Below are 21,060 nucleotides of genomic sequence, written 5' to 3' on the forward strand. Positions count from 1 at the left end.
TTAGTAAACTCCTCTCACTATTGTACTAACTACTTCTTTGTGATGGCTCCATTTTACGGGAGCGTGTTTTTCCGCCGCTTCGTATATGGTTAGTACGAGCTGAAGAGCATTACGCCCATCCCATCCGGTGACCAGCGGTTCTCTGTCTTCTCGAATCGCTCGGATCATGTCGGCGATAATATGCTGGTGACCCGGCGTACCATACGGATCCTGCTCTACCTTTTCCATGATTTTAGCAGTCTCTTTTTCCGGTATGTCTTTAAAAATAAGGTGTTTAATCCAGTTGGCAGTCCGTCCTGAAATGACCGCTGTTCCAGTTTCGCCGAAAATGCTAAGCGATTCTTCATAGTTTTGCGGGTACACCGTCGCGGCCGCCTCGATGATGCCAAGTGCGCCGTCTGTGAACCTCAACACAGCAACCGATACATCTTCCGCTTCGATATTGCGCAGGCGGGTCGCGTTATACGCCTGTACTTCTTCGACCGGTCCGGCAAGCCAGTACAGCAAGTCTAGATTATGAATCGCCTGGTTCATTAATACGCCGCCATCCATCGCCTTTGTACCGCGCCATGCCGCCTGATCGTAATAACTCTGGTCGCGGTTCCAACGCACGGTGGCATTCACGTGGCTAAGCTTGCCAAACAAGCCTTTGTCGATAAGTTTTTTCAGTTCTGTCACAGCCGGGCGAAAACGGTTTGGGTGTACTACAGACAGCTTGACATTGTTTTCCGCGCACGCCTGAATGATGCGATCCGCATCTTCCAGCGTCAGTGCGATCGGTTTTTCTACAATGACATGCTTTTTCGCCGCAGCAGCCTGCACGGCCAACGGAGCGTGTAGACCGCTTGGCGTGCAAATGTTGACTACATCAAGATCCGGTTCGTTCGCCAGCATCTCTTCCAGTGAAAGATAGCCACGAACGTTATGTTTTTTCATATATTCCTGAATTCGTGCAGGGTTCGTATCACAAACCGCTGCCAGCTCCGCTTGTTCAATATTACGAATTGCTTCGATATGCTTGGTCGCAATATGACCGCATCCAACGATAGCAAATGAAATAGTAGACATATAAACAAAAGCCACCCTTCATCCAAGAGATAAAATAAATTGAATGATTTCGGGATTGGTTATATAATAGTAAGAAGTAACATTTTGATAAAAAGATAGAATAGGTGAATTATGGGCATTCAACCCGACCTCACACCATACCCTCGACGATAAAACGTCTAAGGCATTGTTGCATGCCCACAGCATGGCCGAGTGCCTGCAGTGATAAAGGTGCAGCAGACTGTTACCTTGGCCCCGGCATTTAGAAGAGGCCGAAAAATTTTTTTCTTTTCTTTTTTGGTTCAAACGAGCGCGGCGGGGGCGCTATAATATCTTTTCCCGCAAGAACGAGACAGGCATTTTCCCGAAAGAAATGCGTGTACTGTTCTCCGATATTTCTATTAATCCATTCATAAGCCGCTTGCAGCGCGAATCCTCTTTTCGTTACATGGTGTGCGTCTGAAGCAATAAAGTGAATTAAATCGTGTTCAATAAGTTTGCGGGAAATGTTTTGTAAACGGCTGCCAAATTGACCGATGACGCTGGCTGCCGTCAACTGGGCAAACGCGCCTTCTTCCACCATGCGATGCAGGATAATGGGACGTTCGCATATTTCCTGATTTCGTTCTGGATGCGCAATAATGGGAAGATAACCTTCTACCTGCATATCAAACAACAGGCGGTACGTATAAGCTGGAACATGATCACATGGCAGTTCAATCAATACATACAACTGTGTTTCATTCATTGTTAACAACGTACGTTCTGCCGCCCGAAAATCCCGAAGAATGTCGCCATATAAATGCAGCTCCATTCCCGGAAAAATTGTGAGCGGAATCACATGTTCTTTCAATAAGCGATTCGCTTCATCCGTTTTCTGCAAAATCAAGGGAGCAGGGTTTTCATATTTTCCATCCTTATGGTGTGGCGTAGCGATCACATGCGTAATGCCATTCTGCACAGCATCTTTTGCCAGCGCCAGTGTATCCTCCGGACACTGCGCCCCATCATCCAGCCCCCATAAGATATGATTGTGAATGTCTACATTCATTCTGTTTTTCCCTTCCCTATCTAAACCTTTTTCTGCTAGTTCTTGTAATAATAGTAGTAATTGTTATGTTTTATTTGCTTATTATTAAGCACGACACCAAGCAGGCGCGCGTTTGTATGCTCAAGCTGCTGCTTGGCCCTAGCGGCCAGGTCACGGTTCGTTTTGCCCGCGTTGACAACCAGAATGCATCCGTCCACTAGTCTGGAAAGAATCGCTGCGTCTGCAACCGCAATGACCGGTGGTGTATCAAGAATGATCGCTTCAAATTGGCTATGCAATTCTTTTAATGCCAGCTTCATCTTCTTTGATCCTAATAATTCGGCAGGATTCGGCGGAATGGGGCCTGCTGTCATAATAGCAAGGTTCTCAATTCCGGTTTCTTGCACAGCATCTCGTAGCTGGATCTGACCTGCTAAGTATGTAGTCAGGCCCCGACGGTTCGGCACCTGAAAAATATGATGACCGGCTGGCTTCCGTAAGTCTGCATCTATGTATAGAGTGCGCTTAGCTGCCTGCGCCATCACCACAGCCAGATTGGTGGCAGTGGTTGATTTCCCTTCTGCCGGACCCGTGCTCGTAATTAAAATTGTTTTGATTTCTTCGTCTACACTCGCAAATTGAATGTTTGTACGTAACGTACGATATGCCTCTGCTATCTGCGATTTCGGGTTCCAGTAAGCAATTAATTTTTCATATCGCTTTTTATCAATTGCTGTATTCATCTGTTCTCACCTGCCGCTGCCATCCTAACTTTCTTTTCCTCTTTCAGCCTCGTGTGCTTCGCGCCGTTCTTTGCATCAATGACGGCAATCGTACCAAGCACAGGTAATCCGAGATGTTTTTCGACATCTTCTTCCGTTTTCAACGTATTGTCCATATATTCAAGCAAGAAAGCAAGGCCGACAGAAAGCATGGAGCTAATGGCCAAAGCAATCGCAACATTGACCAGAAGTTTTGGCTTTACTGGCGTGGCTCTCTCATCTGCCTTTGCTTTAGTAAGTACCTGAACGTTGTCCACTTTCATTAGCTTCACAATTTCCGAATTGAATGTCTGCGCTACTGTATTGGCGATAAGTGCCGCTCTTCGCTGGTTCGTATCTTCAGCCACAATAGAAATAATCTGTGAGTTTTTGACTGCGGAAACCTTAATCTGTTCAGTTAAGCTGGCTACTTTATCCGGTTCCCCCAGCTTTTGCGCTACAATTTCCATGATCCGCGGGCTTTTAATGATTACGCTATACGTTTCTATCAATTGCAGATTAGACTCAATTTCTGACATCGAAATGATTCCTGTCTTGTCTCCATCCTGTGATTTGTTTACAAGCAGTTCCGTTTTTGCCTCATACACAGGGGTCATCAGAAATTTGGTAACCCCCGCGCTGACTCCCACAACTCCCAGCGTAATCAGAACAACCATCCAAAGTCGTTTGCGAAGAATAGTGACCATTTCTCTAATATTGAGCGTTTCTTCTTGCAATGACATCCTCCAGTTCCTCTCTCAGATTTTCAATTTTTGTCGATGGCCTTCACGTAAATCAATATATAACAAGGTTTCGAAATGAAAAATGATACAAAAATTGTATTTTATTACGCTATTCTTGGTTAATTCATACCAACTTACTATTTTGAATTTTCAGTTTTAAACTTTACAATGTCACTTTTTTTAGAAGGTTTCATTATTTTTCTGTGATCAATTTATTAAAAGTATATGAAAAACATTATCATTTCGATTTTCATTTTTTCTCACTCTTTTCCTTATATATCAAGCGTTTCAGCCATTTTAATGCAAAGAGGTATGAAGTAAAAAATAATAATTCCTTCTTTTTTCCTTGACAATAAAATTTCTATGAATTTTCACCCAGATCAATCATATCTTTTTTTGTAGTAAATTATATGTCTTCCTATCAAACCCGCCTATTTTTCGAGTTTTTTCGTCATTTTTAAATAAGAAAATCTCGCGGACATTGTCGGTCTTTCTCTCCTTCCGTGCCACACGCTCCACATGAAAAAAAGAAAACATTTGGAACACACCTCGCAAGTTTTTCCTCACTTACTTATGAAAAGAAAGCATATGTTGCTTTATTACTGTAAAGTAACATATGCTTTCTTACTACAAAAAAAGAGAGGCATTCATAGCCTCTCAATCTATGAATATTTATTTGTATACCCGCAAAAAAGCATCCATACGATCGATAGCCACTTCCAGATTTTCGAGCGATGTAGCATACGAGCAACGGATGTGCGTCGCTCCACCTTCGCCGAATACATGACCTGGAACGACCGCCACCTTCTGCTCAAGAATCAGTTTTTCCGCGAACTCTTCCGCCGTCATACCGGTGGAAGCGATAGAAGGAAACGCATAAAAAGCGCCCTCCGGTTTGTGGCAGGGCAAGCCAATTTGCTCAAATGCCTTTACGACGTAATTGCGGCGTTGCCGGTAGCTCTCAACCATTCGCTTTTTCGCTTCCATACCGTGGCGCAGCGATTCAAGCGCCGCCACCTGTCCCATAATCGGGGCGCACAACATCGTATATTGATGAATTTTTACCATAGCCTGGATGATATCTTCCGGTCCCGCAGCGTATCCAATACGCCAGCCAGTCATCGCAAACGCTTTGGAAAATCCTGATAGCAAAATCGTACGCTCTTTCATTCCCGGCAGCGATGCAAAGCTCGTATGGCTTGTATCGTATGTCAGTTCCGCGTAAATCTCGTCGGAGATTACGATTAAGTCATGGCGTTTGACCACTTCCGCAAGCTTTGCCAGTTCTTCTTTCTTCATAATGGAACCGGTCGGATTGTTCGGAAAGCAAAAAATGATCGCCTTGGTTCTGTCTGTCACCTTTTCTTCAATATGCTGGGGCATTAATTTAAACTGCTGTTCAATGGATGTCTGCACCGCCACGGGCACGCCACCCGCCAAGCGCACGACCGGATCATACGATACATAGCACGGCTCCACCACTAATACCTCATCGCCAGGATCAAGAATCGCACGCAGCGCCAGATCAATTCCTTCACTCGCTCCGACTGTAACCACAACCTCTTTGTCCGGGCTGTAATGGACATCAAAAGCAGCAGCAAGATATTTGCAAATCTCTTCCCGCAGCTCATACAGACCGCTATTAGACGTGTACGCGGTATAACCTTTTTCAAGCGAAGCGATCGCTGCTTCCCTTGTATTCCATGGCGTCACAAAGTCCGGCTCTCCTACCCCAAGCGAGATAACGCCTTCCATAGAAGACGCCAGTTCGAAAAACCGGCGGATGCCGGATGGCGGAATCAATTGGATCGTACGTGACAATCTACGGTTGGCAACCTGCATCGTACTCATGGCGTCACAACCATCCTTTTGTCATCCTCGGGCTGTTCTAAAATTACGCCGTCATGCTTATATTTTTTAAGAATAAAGTGCGTTGTGGTCGAAATGACAGAATCCAAAGCAGACAATTTCTCCGATACAAACTGCGCAACCTGACGCATCGTTTTTCCTTCAATAACGACCGACAAATCGTAAGCACCGGACATCAAGTATACGGACTGCACTTCTGGAAAACGGTAGATTCGCTCCGCTACATCGTCAAATCCGACATCGCGTTTCGGCGTTACCTTTACGTCAATCATCGCAGTCACCAGGTCATTTTCATCGACTTTTTCCCAGTTTACAATTGCCGGATACTTAATAATGACTTTCTCTTTCTCCAGCTTGGCAATCGTTTCTTTTACGTCTTCCACCGTCGTATCCAGCATCGTAGCGATAGTTTCTGCGGAACGGCGGCTGTTCTCCTCCAAGATGTGCAGCAATTCGCGCTGTTTCTCTCTCTCCATATTCATCCAACCTTTCTGCATAAACTTACTTTATTATTTTATCCAACAGCGCAGCTCGAAGCTTCTCTTTATCCTTATCCGGCTTCAGACCGCAAAGTTCTCCCCTGACTTATAATAATTTTTAAATAATTCCTATCAAAAAAAAGAAAAGTGTTCTTTTATCCGAACACAAGATCATACATGTGCTTCCATGTTTTTATATCAAACACTTCAAAGGCGTTGCCGTCGCCCAGAATGCTGTATCCCGTAATTAAGCCCGCCAACAGAGCGATAAATAAGAGAAAAGGCACAAGTGTAATTTTGAGAAGTAGCGGCATGCTTTCCCTTCTCTTTGCTCTTTTTTTCCGGGATGCTCTATTTTTCCGTGGATACTCCCGGGCGGCCGCCGCAGCTGAAACTGCGGAGCTAGACGGCTGTTTATGTTGTTCTGGCATCTTATCAACCTCTAAAAATTCGATTAGTAATATCCATCATCTGATCGTTGTATGAAAGCGCCCGCGCGTTAAATTGGAGCGCCCGCTGCGCCTCAATAAGCGAAGTCATCTCTTTACGCAGATCGACGTTGGACATTTCAAGGCCGCCCTGGCGAACCGCTAGGCCCGCTTGCAGCGTCATGCCCGCCGGGTTGCTCAGCCGCGCGTATTCGTTAAGCTCCGCCCCAGCCGGTATTGCATAGTAATTCTCTCCGACCCGTTCTAGTATATTCGGGTTCTGCACCGTGTATACCCCGAGGCGCGGTCCCTCCTGCTCCATACCGTTCAAACGATATGTAATCCGTCCATCCGCCTTCACTGTAAAATGCGTAGCGCCGACGGGAATACGGATCGGCTGGGGATCGCCGCCATCATCCATTACGAAATCGCCGGAGCCGGTTACCAACTGAAGCCAGTTTCCTGACGGTATAAGCTTAAAATTGCCGTCCCGGGTGAAAAGCGCCTGAGCACCGTTGGGCGACAACCGCTGTACGCGGAAAAACGCCTCTTCCCCCTCAAGGTACAAATCAGTAGGCACATCCGTCTTCTTGATGGCTCCTGAAGCAAAGTTGGTTTGCAGCATCGCTTCTTTCGTTCCGAATCCCGGTCGGGTGCCAAACGGCGTTAAGCGGCTAGGCTCATATCGCGCGTAAGGCTGATTGTTCAATCGACGAACCAAGAGCGTTTCAAACGTCGTATCCTGGCTCTTGAACCCCACAGTATCGGAATTAGCCAAATTATTCGCAATTGTATCAATGCGCAGCTGCGTCGCCCGCATGGCGGAAGCAGAGTTAATCATAGAATGGTTCATCACTTACACCTTCTTATCCGATTTTCCCGACTTCATTCAGCTTCTGCAACGTAATGTCATATGCCTGCAACACGCGCTGATTCGCTTCATAGCTGCGAAGCACCGCCATTAAATCAATCATCGTTCTGCCGGCGTCAACATTGGAACGTTCAATGTATCCCTGCTTGATGGAAACAGCCGGATCAACCGCCGGATTGTACAAAGTCGGCGCTCCATTTCCTGTATAACGAAAGGTCGTATCCGCCTCTTTCACAAGATCTGCTGTCGGATTATCGATTCGATAAATACCCAGTCGTGTGGGAGCAGTGCCCGGATTTCCCAGCGCGATCAATCTCCCGTCGGACGTAACCTGCAAGTTCTCCTTATTCAACGGCGCGTCCCCGAGAAGCGCGCGCAAGTTAATCGGCTGACCAGCCGCATTCAGTACTGGATATCCTTCCATTGTGGTTAGTTGACCAGCGGCATTCATCGTCCAATTCCCGCTACGTGTATAGTAGACTTGTGGAGGACCTCCGCCTTCACCCGGCTTTTGAACCGCAAAAAACATGCGGGGCTGTACCTGCCTGCCGTCCACTTCGATAGTCGGAATTCCCCCGTCAACCAAAGCGATATCCAGCACTTTTCCTGTCTCAAAGATATCTCCCTGTGCAAAATTAGGCACTAATTCCTGATTGTATACTCCATGCGAAAGGCGGCCAATCACCTGCTTCGAGCCCGGAAACGCGGGCAGCCCCGCCACTCCACCGGCCGTGTCGCGAATGCGTTCCAGCAATAGCTCGGGGAACGTGCGGAATGTGGAGTTATCCGCTTTATACCCCGGTGTATTCACATTTGCCAAATTGTTCGTTAACGCGTCCTGCCGCGCCTGATTAGCAATCATGCCTGAAGCGGCAGCGTCTAGTCCACGCAGCATGTTCTTTCCCCCTGTTTTCCTCCATGACAGATAAAGGCAAGCGACGTAAATACGTCTTATTTATTATAGCAAATCAATCTCAAAAAACCTACGGAATCTATACTTACGAAAAAATCTTTTTACGCATTTTCCGCTGCGGAGACTTGTCCAAATTCTCCAGCATAATGCCTGTCCCTACCGCTACGCAGGCCATCGGACTCTCCGCGATGAGCACCGGCACTTTTAGTTCTTCACTCAGCAAACGATCCAGACCATGAAGCAGCGCTCCGCCCCCCGTCAGCATAATGCCGTGGTCAATAATGTCAGCCGCCAGTTCCGGTGGCGTGCGCTCCAGCACATTCTTCGAAGCCATCACAACAGCCTGAGCGACTTCCTGTAACGCTTCGCATACCTCTTCAGATGTGACAGTGAGCGTCTGCGGTAAACCTGTCACCATGTCGCGGCCGCGAATATCGATCTCTTCCTTGCGCGATCCGGGAAACACCGTGCCGATTTGGATTTTAATATCTTCGGCAGTACGCTCCCCGATAAGAAGCTTATACTTTTCTTTAATGTATTTCATAATAGCGAGATCACACTTGTCCCCCGCCATCTTAATAGAAGAGGCGGTGACGATGTCTCCCATAGAAAGCACGGCTACATCGGTCGTCCCGCCACCCATGTCGACCACCATATGACCGTACGGCTGGAAAATGTCCATCCCGGCGCCTACGGCGGCCACTTTAGGTTCTTCTTCGAGGAACACTTCACGCGCTCCGCATTTTTGCGCCGCTTCCCGAATCGCTTTTTGCTCGACGGAAGTAATATTGGTCGGTGTACAGATCAAGATACGCGGCCGAGCCATGAAACCTTTGACGCCTATCTTCTTAATAAAATAATTAAGCATCGCCTCGGTAATCTCGAAGTCCGCAATCACCCCGTCTCTTAGCGGGCGGATAGCTACAATATTTCCCGGCGTGCGACCAACCATGCGGCGGGCTTCTTCCCCGACGGCCAGCACCCGTTTCGTATAGGTATCAATCGCTACAACCGATGGTTCATCAAGCACAACGCCATTGCCCTTTACATAAATGACGACGTTGGCCGTGCCCAAATCAATTCCGATATCTCTGCCCATCATGTGAGAGCCTCCCTGTAACTATTATATCATCAGAATATTGTACTACGCATATTGTCCTGTCACAAGGAGAATTTTCTCCTAGGCAAGCTCTTCGGCCTCCTTCTTCCGATATGCCTTGCTTTTGCGTTTGTACTTAATCTTAGTCGCTTCTCCCCCTCTTAGATGACGTACCGACTTATGATATTCGAGAATTTCTTTAACTTCATTGGCCAGTTCAGGATTGATTTCAGGCAGTCGTTCCGTCAAATCTTTGTGCACCGTACTTTTCGACACGCCAAACTCTTTGGCAATCTTGCGAACGGTATTTCTCGTTTCCACAATGTAGTGGCCGATTTTCATCGTCCGCTCCTTGATGTAATCGTGCACGCTTCTCGCCTCCTAATGCTAATTGGTCAGTGGTCTGATACATTATATTGAGGCAAGTGCGCATATATGCGAAAAAAGGCTGATAGCATGTACTATTCAGCCTTTTTTCTTCATTTTCTTTTATTTTCGTTTTATTTTGCCGAAGGCGTGTCTTCTTTTTTCAGCAGATATTGTTCTGGCGGTACTGTTTCTCCATTTTTATGCACCTCAAAGTGCAGATGGATGCCGAGTGCTTTTTCGAATACGTTGCGACCCGCCATTCCAAGTATTGTACCCTGATCGACCGTATCGCCAACCTTCACTTTAGCATCTTCAAGGCTGGCATATACGGTAGAAAGTCCGTTCTTATGCTCGATTTCTACCTGGTAACCAAGCATCGGGTCACGCTCCGCTTTTACAATTTTACCGGCGGCTGCGGCCATAACTTCAAAAGATTTCTTATCTTTGCTCGCAATCGCGATGCCTGTGTTCGGCCAGTAAGAGTTGTCATACTGAATAAGCGCGGCTTCCTGTTCTTTTTTGTCAGATGTGTCATCATAGAACCCCATAACTTTCTCGGTCTCATCCGCTTTTGCCGGCCAAGCGAGCGGTTTGTCGGATACGCTCACCGGTACAGCAGACGGTTCATTCTGCTTAACCTCAGCCACCTGCTGCGGCTGTGTCACTTCCGGCGTAGCCTTCTGTGGCACCCCTGTATTGTTTGAGAAATCTTTGCTGTTTTGATACCACATTACGCCCGCAAGAATAATAGCTGCAATTCCCATATACATTGCGGGAAAAATCCATTTTTTGCCCAAGATACGTCTCCAGCCACCGGATTGTACTTTTTGAATTGGAGAGGATGTTTCAGTAGCTTTTCTTTTTTCATCCATTGTTTATCACCTCAGCATCCAGTTTTGACAGGAATATGAGGGAATAAACATAAGGAGAGAAGTTTTTTGCATAAAAAAGACGAAAATTGGGCACAAGCTTTACTCTTTTTTGCTTATTTTATTACGCTACTTTATCCACTTCTCTCCATTTTCAATGTTAACGCCTTTATAAAAATATTTGACAATTTCCTCTACCGTTTTTCCTTCTTTCGCCATACCATTGGCGCCCCACTGACTCATCCCGACTCCATGGCCATATCCAAACGTGCGGATGACGACGTTTTGTCCTTTAATGCTTAATGAAAAGTGCGAAGAATTGAGGCCGAGAAGCTCACGCACCTGGCGTCCGGTAAATACTTTGTCCCCGATTTTGATCTCTTTTATGCGCTGTCCGGCAGTACGGGAAATAGTTTTGTTCCAGGAATCATTGCCTGCGGCGACAGGTTGGGCAATCTTTACTTTTAACCTCTTTTCAAGTTGGTCAATAGACATTGTTACCGTCTCCTGATAGCGCGGCGCATTGGCGTCCCAGGGCACTTTTACACTGCGAAGATACGGAAGTTTGTATCCCCAATAGTCCTCGGAATTTTCGGTATAACCATTGCTTGTGGCAAAAAAAGTGGCATTAATCGGTTCATTTTGATACGTAAGAACTTGTCCGGATGTCTCCTCAACCGCCTGCCGAATACGCGCCTCCTTCCACGTATATGAACTCCCCCACCGCTCCCTTTTTTGTTTTTCGTCGATATACACTTGATGTTTTACCGTATCAGTCACATGTGCGCCTTTTGGAACATCGCTGAAATCTTTTTTGGCAAGACGGAGCGCGATATACGTGCGAGCGGCAAGAGCCTGGGCTTTGAGCGCTTCCATTTCAAATTCGGCGGGCATTTCGCCCGACACAACACCGCTCACGTAGTCTTCAAGCGGAACTGATTCAATTTTTCCGGTTTCGACCCGGAACACTTTAATCGAAAAGTTAATATGCATAACCGGCTTCTGTGTCGTATGTGAAGTCCTTGGAGCTGCGCTTTTTCTGATAGCAGACGCGGGCCGGGGTTGCTCATCAGATCCAGAATAAATAAGGACAAGCGTCGACGGAACCGCAAGCAGAATGATGACAATAGCAAGGGCGATATAGAAAATCGGCTTCATGTTTCTCCCCTTCCGGATACCAGTTGGACAACTTTTCTTTCTCTACAAAACTATGCCGCAAGAAGAGAAATATGCATCTAATAAAAAGAACAGGCTTATCTTTCACATGCCTGTTCCTTTTTTTCTTATTGTTCATCAAGTAATGCCTCTAGCTTTTTACGTAAAGCCCGTTCGCCACGTTTTCTTTCTTTTTCCTCTTCCTGAAGTGCCTTCATAATAGAAAAACACATTGCAGCTAAAATAACGGCGAACGGCAATGCCGTTACGATGGATGCCGTTTGCAATCCTTCGAGCCCTCCGCTAATAAGCAACACAATGGCAACCACAGATTGCAGAATCCCCCAAATCACCTTGACTTTGTTGGATGGATGCAAATCGCCATTAGAAGAGAGCATCCCTAGGACAAACGTTGCGGAGTCTGCAGAAGTAATAAAAAATGTAATAATAAGCAACGTCGCTATCCCGGCAAGAATAGAGCCTAGCGGCAAATTCTCCAGCATGACAAACAAAGGTCTCGTCACATCTGTTTGGACAATTTCGGCTAAATGTGCCCCCATAAAAATTTCTTGATAGAGGCCCGTTCCACCGAAAACAGCAAACCAGAGAAAGCTAAACAAACTCGGAATAAGCATAACACCAAGCACGAACTCGCGAATCGTCCTGCCTTTGGATACACGCGCAATGAACGTTCCGACAAATGGAGCCCACGCAATCCACCACGCCCAATAAAATAGCGTCCAATTTGCCACCCATGTGCCTTCCGTAAATGGTGTAAGCCGTAAACTCATCTGAATTAAATTTTGCACATAATTTCCTAGCGTAGTTGTATACGTATCAAAAATAAACGAAGTCGGTCCTACCAATAATGTAAAAACCAACAAACTGAACGCCAGTATCAAATTGGTATTACTCAATAGTTTAATCCCACGATCAAGCCCTGTTGTCGCCGACAGCAAATACAACACGGTAACAACAGCAATAATGATAATTTGTGTGGTGGTCGTATTAGCTATCCCGGTAAGATGAGTAAGGCCACCATTAATTTGCAAAACGCCAAGACCAAGGGAGGTGGCGACTCCGAATGCGGTTGCAATAATAGCCAGAATATCAATCAGCTTACCCAAAGGCCCCTTTACTTTTTCGCCTAATAACGGATAAAACGTTGCACTGATCAATCCTTTTTGTCCTTTACGAAATTGGAAGTAGGCAAGCGATAACGCAATGATGGTATAAATCGCCCACGGCTGCAAACCCCAGTGAAAAAAAGAATAACGCATCGCCTGACGCGCCGCTTCCGCTGTTTGCCCTTCTCCGGTGGGTGGAGTCACATAATGACTGAGCGGTTCCGCAACCCCCCAGAACACAAGTCCAATCCCCATCCCGGAACTAAACAGCATTGCAAACCATGTCAGATTGGAATACTCTGGTTCATCATCATCATTTCCCAATTTCACTTGTCCATATTTTCCAAAAGCCAAATAAAGCGCAAATACTAAGAACGAAAAAGCTGCCAATAGATAAAACCAGCCGAAATCCCTGGTTATGACTTCTAGTGTCTGGTCAGCCGCTTGCGAAAGACTTTCAGGCAGCAGACCTCCCCAAACAACAAAAGCAACGATTACTGCAATCGAAATGTAAAATACCAAACTTTCCACCTCTTCTTTTAGTTTTGCAATAGGGAATAGCCAAACAACGCTTCTTTCCCTATTATTCACACTCCTCCTCTCCTGTTTTTAGATAAAAAAATCCCTTGAAAACTGTGAACTTTCAAGGGACTTCTTTTCTCCAATAAAACCAGAATCAAATAAGTACAAAAATGCGCTTAGGCAAGGGACGCTTTTGTAGAAGAAGCAGCCATAGCTATTCCTTCGCTCACTTCATCCTTTACAAGCTGCACAACCGGTGTGCTGTGGCGCTCAATATCCGCGCCCAGCGCGCGAAGCTTGCCTACGATATCCACATATCCGCGGTCAATATGGTGCAGTTCCGTCACTTCTGTCTCACCTTCCGCGATAAGTCCGGCAAGAATGAGCGCCGCCCCGGCCCGCAGATCAGTCGCTTTTACTTTCGCACCCGTCAAGCGCGCCTCGCCGTTTATGATTGAGGTACGCCCTTCAATCCTGATATTGGCACCCATACGCTTAAATTCGTCGACATGCATGAAACGATTCTCGAATACCGTCTCGGTAATCATGCTGGTACCTTTGGCGGACAGCATCATCGCCATAAACTGTGCTTGCATATCAGTAGGGAAGCCAGGGTGCGGCAACGTTTTGACATCGACACATTTCAGTTCCGGGCCGCAGTACACGCGGACACCGTTTTCCAGTTCATCAATAATGACGCCCATTTCGCGCATTTTTGCTACAACTGGTTTTAAATGATCGGCGATGGCGTTCTCGACAAACACATCGCCACGCGTAATCGCAGCCGCCACCATAAACGTGCCGGCTTCAATCCGGTCAGGAATTACAGTATGTACGGCACCAGTCAAGCGCTCCACACCATCAATGCGAATCGTATCCGTTCCCGCTCCACGTACGCGTGCGCCCATCGCATTCAGATAATTCGCCAGGTCGACAATTTCCGGCTCCTGCGCCACGTTTTCGATAATCGTGGTACCCTCCGCAAGCGTCGCTGCCATCATAATATTTTCCGTGGCTCCAACGCTCGGAATATCCAGATAAATTTTCGTACCTTTCAGGCGGCCATCCGTACTGGCAAAAATGTAACCCTGACCGATTTCCACCTTTGCGCCCATGGCTTCGAAGCCTTTCAAATGCTGGTCAATGCCACGCGAACCAATCGCGCAGCCACCCGGAAGCGGAATCTTCGCTTTCCCTTTTCGGGCTAAAAGCGAGCCCATAACAAGGAAAGAAGCGCGCATTTTACGAACCCATTCGTACGGCGCCTCCACTTCTGATAAATTCTTCGCATCTACTTTCAATACTTCAGCTTTACTGTCGTATTTTACATCTACATTCAGTGCACGAATCACTTCGCTAATTGTATAAACATCATCCAGTCCAGGAACGTCATGAATGACACTTACTCCCTCTTCTGCCAGAATCGATGCTGCAATGATGGGCAATACGGCATTTTTTGCGCCGTGTACCCGTACTTTTCCCGATAGACGTCGTCCACCGCGGATAATAATCTTGTCCACGTTACATTTCCCCCCGCGTCCTATGCTAGTATTCCACTGTAATAATTGGTATTCCTGCTATTATCATCGTTTCTTGATTGTTTTTATCATAATGGGTTGCAACTTGCAAGTTCATGGAGCGATGGTTTGTTTTAATAGCTGTATTAAATAGGGGCGAATAAACTGAATAGCTAAGGACCGTTTCTTCTTCCAAGCTTTCAACCATTGTTCCGTCGAGAAAAGCCAGTATTTGTCTGACTTTCTTCTTTTGCAAGTCATTTTCCAGTTTACCATTATAAATTCCCCTAACACAAGAGATAATTTGCGGTAGCTCAGAACTATTTGCAGGAATTTGCATATATTCCGCGATCATGTGCTTCATGACCCGTACCTGGTTTTCTTTACCCCGGAACGTTAGCCCCAAATTACCGTGCATGTCTTTCCCCTGCGCGGAAACATACACGCTCACATATGCAATTAGTTCAATGTCTTCATTGCTCTTTCGCTCACCACGGTATATACGCACGCCGTCGTCCCGCTGCTCTTCCCTCCAAGATACTAAACCGACCTGTCTGGCAATGGCTTGCAAAAAAAGCTCCACGTCCTGCTCATCTTGAAAACGAAGGCCGACCTGCTTATATCGTATCTGTACCTCACGAATGGATGCGCCTGTGCTTTCAACAGCCGCAAGCAATGTCTCCGCATCGGAAAAAGCCCGCTTAGCAATCGCTTCTCGTGATGCTAAAGATACAGACATCCCCGCTAATACAGGGTACGCCAGTAGCAAAAATAACATAAAAATTCCCGCTACCCCGATATATTTCCATACTTCCGTCATTCTCATATATTTTCCTCTCCCGTTTCTCTTGTTTTACTACTCAGTCTGCGCGAAAAACGGGAACCCTATACTGTCAAATGTTTAGAAAAATTGACGAAGCAACTGTGTCCAGCCGAAATAGTCGGTGAAAAAAGACGCAACACCATGCCCGATAAAGATGGACAAAAAAATTTGCAGCAACTTGGCGCGCGCGCCTTTCGGATTTGCCACAAACAGATCAAACCGAAACGCCTGTAGCGCCCAGAAACTCAAGCCAATGCACACAAGCGACAGTAAAATGTTGATCATTCCTGCTACTGCCATGTTCGTCTCACTTCCTTGATATAATTATAATAAACAAACTCACAGGCGTTGCCGCTCTTTCTCTCCCTCCGCCCCACACGCTCCACATGAAAAAAGGCAACGAAAAAAAAATGTCCCCCGCTTATTGTATCACAATAAGCATAGAGGAACATTCTTCAATGACTTATTCTCTATTCACTGCCCACCAGGTTGAAACATTTGTTGCAGCGGAAACTTATGGTGAATATATTGCATGACCGGATCTGGCATAATGCCAGCTGCAACTGTGCCAACAAGCGCAATCAATACAACCAAACCAATGGAAGCCGGAACTTTCAAAGGAGCTTCCGTTTTGCCTGGACGCATATACATCTGGCGAATCACACCAAAATAATAATAGTAAGACACTACGCTGGTCGCGAGCATAATACCTGCCAGCCAGTAACTACTGTGCACAATGGCGCTCATGAAAATGTAAAACTTGCCGAAGAATCCAGCCGTAATCGGGAGACCAGCAAGCGAAAGCAGGAAGAATGTCATGGCAATAGCCATCCACGGCGCCCGATGATACAAACCCGCGAATGATTTTAAATCTTCCGTTTTCTGATCGCGATTCACGAGCATAATAATCGCAAACGCCCCCATATTGGCGAACAAGTATGCAACCAAATAGAACATTGTTTGCTCAAACATCAGCACCGTTAACGTAGCAAATGGTACAAGCAGATAGCCAGCCTGAGCAATGCCCGAATAAGCCATCATCCGCTTTATATTCACCTGACGCATGGCCAGCGTATTGCCGATAATCATGGATGCCGCAGCAACAATTGCAATGTAAACACTAAGCGTATTCACCAGCACGGAACCTTGCTGACCCGTCTCCATGTCAAAGCTAACTAAACTGCCAAAGCTAATGAGGAAAACACGCAAGACAATCGCAAAGCCAGCCGCTTTGGAAACAACCGATAGAAACGCAGCAATCGGCGTCGGCGCTCCCTGATATACGTCGGGCGCCCACATATGATACGGCACCACAGATATTTTGAACGCGAAGCCGACAAACATTAAGAAAAACGAGAAATAAACCAAAAAGTCGAAGCCATCATAAAAGACGCTCGATAACCGTTCAGCAATCACATACAGATTCGTTGAGCCTGTCAATCCGTAGATAAATGACATGCCATACAACGTAATCGCCGATGCAATGCCACCGGAAATAACGTATTTAAACGCCGATTCATTGGAATGGATGTGCTGTTTTCTTGTTCCGACCAAAATATAGGAAGAAATCGAAAGAAGCTCAAGCCCTACAAACAACGTAATTAAGTCGGAAGAAGAAGCCATCAGCATCGCGCCAAGTAAGGCGGTCAGAATTAAATAATAGTATTCACCTGAATATCTTATGTTTTTACTTTCATCGATATAGGTAAGCGAAATAAGAAACACAAAGGCTACACCGCTTAAGAAAAGCAACTTGAACGCATTGGCGAACCCATCCACACGGTACATATCGTTAAGAATAGATACAACATTTTGGCCGGTGTTTCGTACTACAAAATATCCCGCAACGATGATTCCCAAAAATCCAATCCAGGCGAGAATGCGCCGGTCGGCTTTTTTATTCATGAATAAATCAAGCAGCGAGAGGAGCGTAGCGACACCCAGTATAATAAATTCAGGGCTCATCACCGACCAATCGTATTGAGCAAGGTTCCCCCATTTACTAACACTACTCATCGGCTTTTACCCTCCTATCCTTGGCACGATATTTTGCAGCGTTGTCTGCAGCGGTTCGCTTAGTACGGCAGGATATACACCGATTAAGATAACCAAGCTTAACAGAACAACCATCGGAACAACTTCAATCGCCTGTGCGTCAGACAGCGACTCATGCTTCTGCTGAATAGGGCCAAACGTTGTTCCAAGTATCGCGCGCAGTAAGTACGCTGCCGTCAGGATAAGACCGAGGGCGCCAACAGCAGCGATCACCGGCTTTACGCCGAACAAGCCGACAAAGGAAAGAAATTCACTAATAAATCCGGACATACCTGGCAGACCAGCTGAAGCCATCATAGCGGTCAATAAAACCCCGCTGATCATCGGCATTGATTTCGCAAGCCCGCCCAGCTCACGAATATTGCTTGTGCCCGTACGTTCATGCACAAGCGACACCATATAAAACATGAGGGCTGCGATAAGACCATGCGATACCATTTGGAAAACCGCGCCCTGAAAGCCCTGAAGATTCGTGGCGGCAAGACCAAGCAACATAATTCCCATATGGCTTACGCTGGAGTATGCCAGCATCTGCTTGAGTTCATCCTGCACAAGCGCAAGTACGGCGCCGTACAAAATATTAATCACGCCCAATACTGCGATAAGAGTGGACAGTTGATTCATCCACTCAGGGAAAAATGCTGCGTTCATACGAATAAGCGCGTAGCCACCAATTTTAATAAGCACGCCGGAAGAAATCATAATGACCGCCGGATGCGCTTCCTGGTACGCTTTAAGCATCCATGTATGGAACGGAACGACAGGAATCTTAATCGCAAACGCAATCAGCAAGGCCAAGAACAGGCCGAAACGAATAGAATCCGGAATATAGCCTGGCAGATTGGGCACATTACGCGGCGACATCGGATCGGTTAACAGTTGCCTAATCTCTTCCATGCTCAACGTACCTACAAGAATAAACAGCGTTACGAATACGATAAGCATAATCGCCGAGCCTACGCCGTTATAAAGGAGGAACTTCATGGCCGCCCTCTCTCGATCCATGTATCCCCAAATTCCCATCATAAAGAATAGCGGAATAATAGTAAACTCAAAAAAGATAAAAAACTGAAACAGATTCGTTGAAGAGAAGACACCAAGCATTCCCATCTCAACGATTAGAAATAAAATGTAAAACTCTTTCCAGCGCTTATTAATGCTCAGTGCCGCTACCGCTGCCATTGTACTAATGACAGTCGTCAGTACAAGCAATGGCATGGACAGACCGTCCACCCCGACCTCAAATGTAATCGGAATTGCCTGTTCGCCGATCGGAATGCGAATCCAGTTCCATTGCTGTGACAATTGCATGCCTTCCGCTACCAAGTTAAAGTTAGCATACAGCATGAAAGTCAGCACAAGCGGAACGAGCGTCGCCAGAATCCCGATCGCTTTGACTGTGCCAGGCAGGCTTTTCGGGATAAAAGCGAGCAACAGCACACCCAAAAGTGGTGAAAATGTTAGGATTATAAGAAAATAGTTCGCCATTGCCCAACATACCCCCCTGCTATTGTTAAACCAACAATTAGAAGCACGAGCCCGATAAAGGCGATTGCTCCATATGTCTGGATTTGTCCGTTTTGCATTCTTGCGCCCACACCGCCGATTCCCCTTGTAAACGCGGCAATGAGACGCACGAGTCCATCAATAACCCATACGTCAAATATATGGAGTCCTTTTCCGATCGCGCGCAACGGTTTTACAAATACGGTATCGTATATTTCATCCATGTAGTATTTGCGGAACGATACCCGGTACAGCACGCCACCTGTACCTTCCGCCGGCATTTTGCCCCTGCCGTACATCATCCAGGCCAGCGCAATACCTGCAACAGACACCGCAATTGCCACAATCGTTACCCATCCAGCACCGTGCGTACCACCATGAAACGCGGTCATATCTTCCGTCAACCATTCTCCCAGGACAGGTTTCCATGGCGTATTAATAAATCCAGCAATAACAGCTAGCACAGCCAGCACAATCATTGGCAACGTCATAACGCCGGGTGATTCATGCGCCTGACTTCCGCCCCTCGACTGCCCACCGAATGTCAGGAAAAAGAGGCGGAACATGTAAAACGCCGTAAACGAAGCAGCGATCAGCGCAACGACAAACAAGTCAATATGCCCGGAATCCAGCGTTGCCACGAGAATTTCTTCCTTGGACCAAAAGCCGGCAAAAGGTGGGATACCGGCGATAGCAAGACAACCGACCAAAAAGACGGGACCTGTAATGCGCATTTTCTTCCATAGGCCGCCCATTTCAAAAATATCCTGCGTATGCACGGCGTGAATCACACTGCCCGCCGCAAGGAATAATAGAGCTTTAAAGAAAGCGTGCGTCATCAGGTGAAATGTCCCTGCCACATAGCCGGCCGCGCTCGCCGCGCCAAGCGCCAGCATCATGTAACCAAGCTGGCTCACGGTAGAATATGCGAGCACGCGTTTAATATCCCTTTGCGTCAAACCTATAGAAGCGGCAAAGATTGCGGTAAAGCCGCCTATATAAGCGACAACCTCCGTTGCTACCGGCGAGGCGAGGTACAAATCATACATCCGCGCCACCAAATACACACCTGCTGCCACCATTGTCGCGGCGTGAATTAACGCGCTGACAGGCGTCGGACCTTCCATCGCGTCCGGCAACCACGTATGAAGCGGGAATTGACCGGATTTACCAACCGCACCGACAAAAATCAAAATGCCAAGCAATGTAAGTTTCCATTCTTCAATGGCGCCCGCCGCGATCTTATTGAAAATTTCGCTGTAATCGAAACTGCCAACCCACCAAAAAATAAGCGCAAGCGCAATAAATAGCCCAACGTCTCCAATACGTGTCACGATAAACGCCTTCTTCGCCGCCGCTCTCGCTTCCGGTTTATAAAAATAAAAACCTACAAGCAAGAATGAACATACTCCGACAAGCTCCCAGAATATGTACAGCTGAAGAATGTTCGGCGAAAGCACTACGCCCAGCATGGAGAATGTAAAAAGGGCAAGATACTGATAAAACACCGGAAAACGTTCATCGCCGCGCATATAGCCGCGAGAATAAATGTGAACCAGCATACTAACGAGTGTGACAACAACCAGCATCATTGCGTTCAGCTGGTTTACCTCAAAGCCCATTGTAATTTTCTCCCCGGCAAATGTTAACCAATGAAAATCTGTATTGATATAATCTGTGGCTCCCTCGACAAACCGCTCAAAAAAAACCAGAAGGGCGAACACAAACGACGCAGCTGTCGCCAGAATCCCGACGTACGCCGCTCTTTCTTTCCATTGACGACCAAAAGCCACAAGCAGCACGAAAGCTATAAGCGGGAAGAGCGGTATGAGCCAGGCATTCGCTATCATATCCATATTCACCAGTCCTTTTTCCAT

Annotated in this window: 20 protein-coding genes; all 20 read right to left on the reverse strand. The window is 46.7% G+C overall.

The genetic code is table 11. From position 1 onward, the window contains the following. The 20 genes from K3F53_RS17345 to nuoL all read right to left on the reverse strand — a co-directional run bounded on the left by K3F53_RS17345 (nucleotide 1) and on the right by nuoL (nucleotide 21,060). Nucleotides 1-1,068, reverse strand: coding sequence for a Gfo/Idh/MocA family protein (locus K3F53_RS17345; RefSeq protein WP_057897437.1), 1,068 nt, complete (start codon nucleotides 1,066-1,068; stop codon nucleotides 1-3). 241 nt (nucleotides 1,069-1,309) lie between these two features. Next, complete coding sequence (locus tag K3F53_RS17350; protein WP_057897436.1) at nucleotides 1,310-2,098, reverse strand: tyrosine-protein phosphatase; 789 nt, start codon at nucleotides 2,096-2,098, stop codon at nucleotides 1,310-1,312. 35 nt (nucleotides 2,099-2,133) lie between these two features. Then, entirely contained in the window at nucleotides 2,134-2,820 is a 687-nt protein-coding gene (locus tag K3F53_RS17355) for a CpsD/CapB family tyrosine-protein kinase (protein ID WP_057897435.1), read from the reverse strand. Further along, on the reverse strand, nucleotides 2,817-3,575 hold the full coding sequence (locus K3F53_RS17360; protein ID WP_246615660.1) for a YveK family protein: 759 nt from the start codon (nucleotides 3,573-3,575) through the stop codon (nucleotides 2,817-2,819). The genes K3F53_RS17355 and K3F53_RS17360 overlap by 4 nt, the downstream gene beginning before the upstream one ends. 678 nt (nucleotides 3,576-4,253) lie before the next feature. After that, nucleotides 4,254-5,432, reverse strand: a complete 1,179-nt coding sequence (locus tag K3F53_RS17365) for an aminotransferase (protein ID WP_220559186.1) — start codon at nucleotides 5,430-5,432, stop codon at nucleotides 4,254-4,256. Next, nucleotides 5,429-5,926: an Lrp/AsnC family transcriptional regulator gene (locus K3F53_RS17370; protein WP_057897432.1), complete on the reverse strand. Its 498-nt coding sequence runs from the start codon at nucleotides 5,924-5,926 to the stop codon at nucleotides 5,429-5,431. Before K3F53_RS17370 ends, K3F53_RS17365 begins: the two co-directional genes overlap by 4 nt. 158 nt (nucleotides 5,927-6,084) lie before the next feature. Beyond that, nucleotides 6,085-6,360: a DNA-directed RNA polymerase subunit beta gene (locus K3F53_RS19525; RefSeq protein ID WP_057897431.1), complete on the reverse strand. Its 276-nt coding sequence runs from the start codon at nucleotides 6,358-6,360 to the stop codon at nucleotides 6,085-6,087. Nucleotides 6,361-6,364: 4 nt separating this feature from the next. Then, complete coding sequence (locus K3F53_RS17380) at nucleotides 6,365-7,210, reverse strand: flagellar hook-basal body protein (protein WP_057897430.1); 846 nt, start codon at nucleotides 7,208-7,210, stop codon at nucleotides 6,365-6,367. Nucleotides 7,211-7,223: 13 nt separating this feature from the next. Then, nucleotides 7,224-8,123: a flagellar hook-basal body protein gene (locus tag K3F53_RS17385; protein WP_220559187.1), complete on the reverse strand. Its 900-nt coding sequence runs from the start codon at nucleotides 8,121-8,123 to the stop codon at nucleotides 7,224-7,226. Nucleotides 8,124-8,226: 103 nt separating this feature from the next. Continuing rightward, nucleotides 8,227-9,243, reverse strand: coding sequence for a rod shape-determining protein (gene mreB / locus K3F53_RS17390; protein WP_057897428.1), 1,017 nt, complete (start codon nucleotides 9,241-9,243; stop codon nucleotides 8,227-8,229). 78 nt (nucleotides 9,244-9,321) lie between these two features. After that, nucleotides 9,322-9,609 carry a sporulation transcriptional regulator SpoIIID gene (gene spoIIID, locus K3F53_RS17395; RefSeq protein ID WP_057897427.1) on the reverse strand — a complete coding sequence of 96 codons (288 nt, stop codon included), beginning with the start codon at nucleotides 9,607-9,609 and terminating at the stop codon, nucleotides 9,322-9,324. A 131-nt stretch (nucleotides 9,610-9,740) separates the two neighbouring features. Beyond that, on the reverse strand, nucleotides 9,741-10,481 hold the full coding sequence (locus tag K3F53_RS17400) for a M23 family metallopeptidase (RefSeq protein WP_220559188.1): 741 nt from the start codon (nucleotides 10,479-10,481) through the stop codon (nucleotides 9,741-9,743). 126 nt (nucleotides 10,482-10,607) lie between these two features. Beyond that, entirely contained in the window at nucleotides 10,608-11,636 is a 1,029-nt protein-coding gene (gene spoIID, locus K3F53_RS17405) for a stage II sporulation protein D (RefSeq protein ID WP_057897425.1), read from the reverse strand. Nucleotides 11,637-11,761: 125 nt separating this feature from the next. After that, nucleotides 11,762-13,282 (reverse strand): glycine betaine uptake BCCT transporter, encoded by a 1,521-nt coding sequence (locus K3F53_RS17410; RefSeq protein WP_057900206.1) that lies wholly within the window; start codon nucleotides 13,280-13,282, stop codon nucleotides 11,762-11,764. A gap of 176 nt (nucleotides 13,283-13,458) precedes the next feature. Further along, complete coding sequence (gene murA / locus K3F53_RS17415; RefSeq protein WP_057897424.1) at nucleotides 13,459-14,802, reverse strand: UDP-N-acetylglucosamine 1-carboxyvinyltransferase; 1,344 nt, start codon at nucleotides 14,800-14,802, stop codon at nucleotides 13,459-13,461. 25 nt (nucleotides 14,803-14,827) lie between these two features. Continuing rightward, nucleotides 14,828-15,625 (reverse strand): YwmB family TATA-box binding protein, encoded by a 798-nt coding sequence (locus K3F53_RS17420; protein WP_057897423.1) that lies wholly within the window; start codon nucleotides 15,623-15,625, stop codon nucleotides 14,828-14,830. 75 nt (nucleotides 15,626-15,700) lie between these two features. Further along, nucleotides 15,701-15,922 carry a DUF1146 family protein gene (locus tag K3F53_RS17425; RefSeq protein WP_057897422.1) on the reverse strand — a complete coding sequence of 74 codons (222 nt, stop codon included), beginning with the start codon at nucleotides 15,920-15,922 and terminating at the stop codon, nucleotides 15,701-15,703. Between the two features lie 174 nt (nucleotides 15,923-16,096). Continuing rightward, a complete protein-coding gene (gene nuoN, locus K3F53_RS17430; protein ID WP_057897421.1) occupies nucleotides 16,097-17,638 on the reverse strand; it encodes an NADH-quinone oxidoreductase subunit NuoN in 1,542 nt (513 codons plus the stop codon). Nucleotides 17,639-17,644: 6 nt separating this feature from the next. After that, nucleotides 17,645-19,165 (reverse strand): complex I subunit 4 family protein, encoded by a 1,521-nt coding sequence (locus K3F53_RS17435; protein WP_057897420.1) that lies wholly within the window; start codon nucleotides 19,163-19,165, stop codon nucleotides 17,645-17,647. Then, nucleotides 19,144-21,060 (reverse strand): NADH-quinone oxidoreductase subunit L, encoded by a 1,917-nt coding sequence (gene nuoL / locus K3F53_RS17440; protein ID WP_408863263.1) that lies wholly within the window; start codon nucleotides 21,058-21,060, stop codon nucleotides 19,144-19,146. Before nuoL ends, K3F53_RS17435 begins: the two co-directional genes overlap by 22 nt.

The sequence above is a fragment of the Aneurinibacillus thermoaerophilus genome (assembly GCF_019603355.1).
Taxonomy (GTDB): Bacteria; Bacillota; Bacilli; order Aneurinibacillales; family Aneurinibacillaceae; genus Aneurinibacillus; species Aneurinibacillus thermoaerophilus.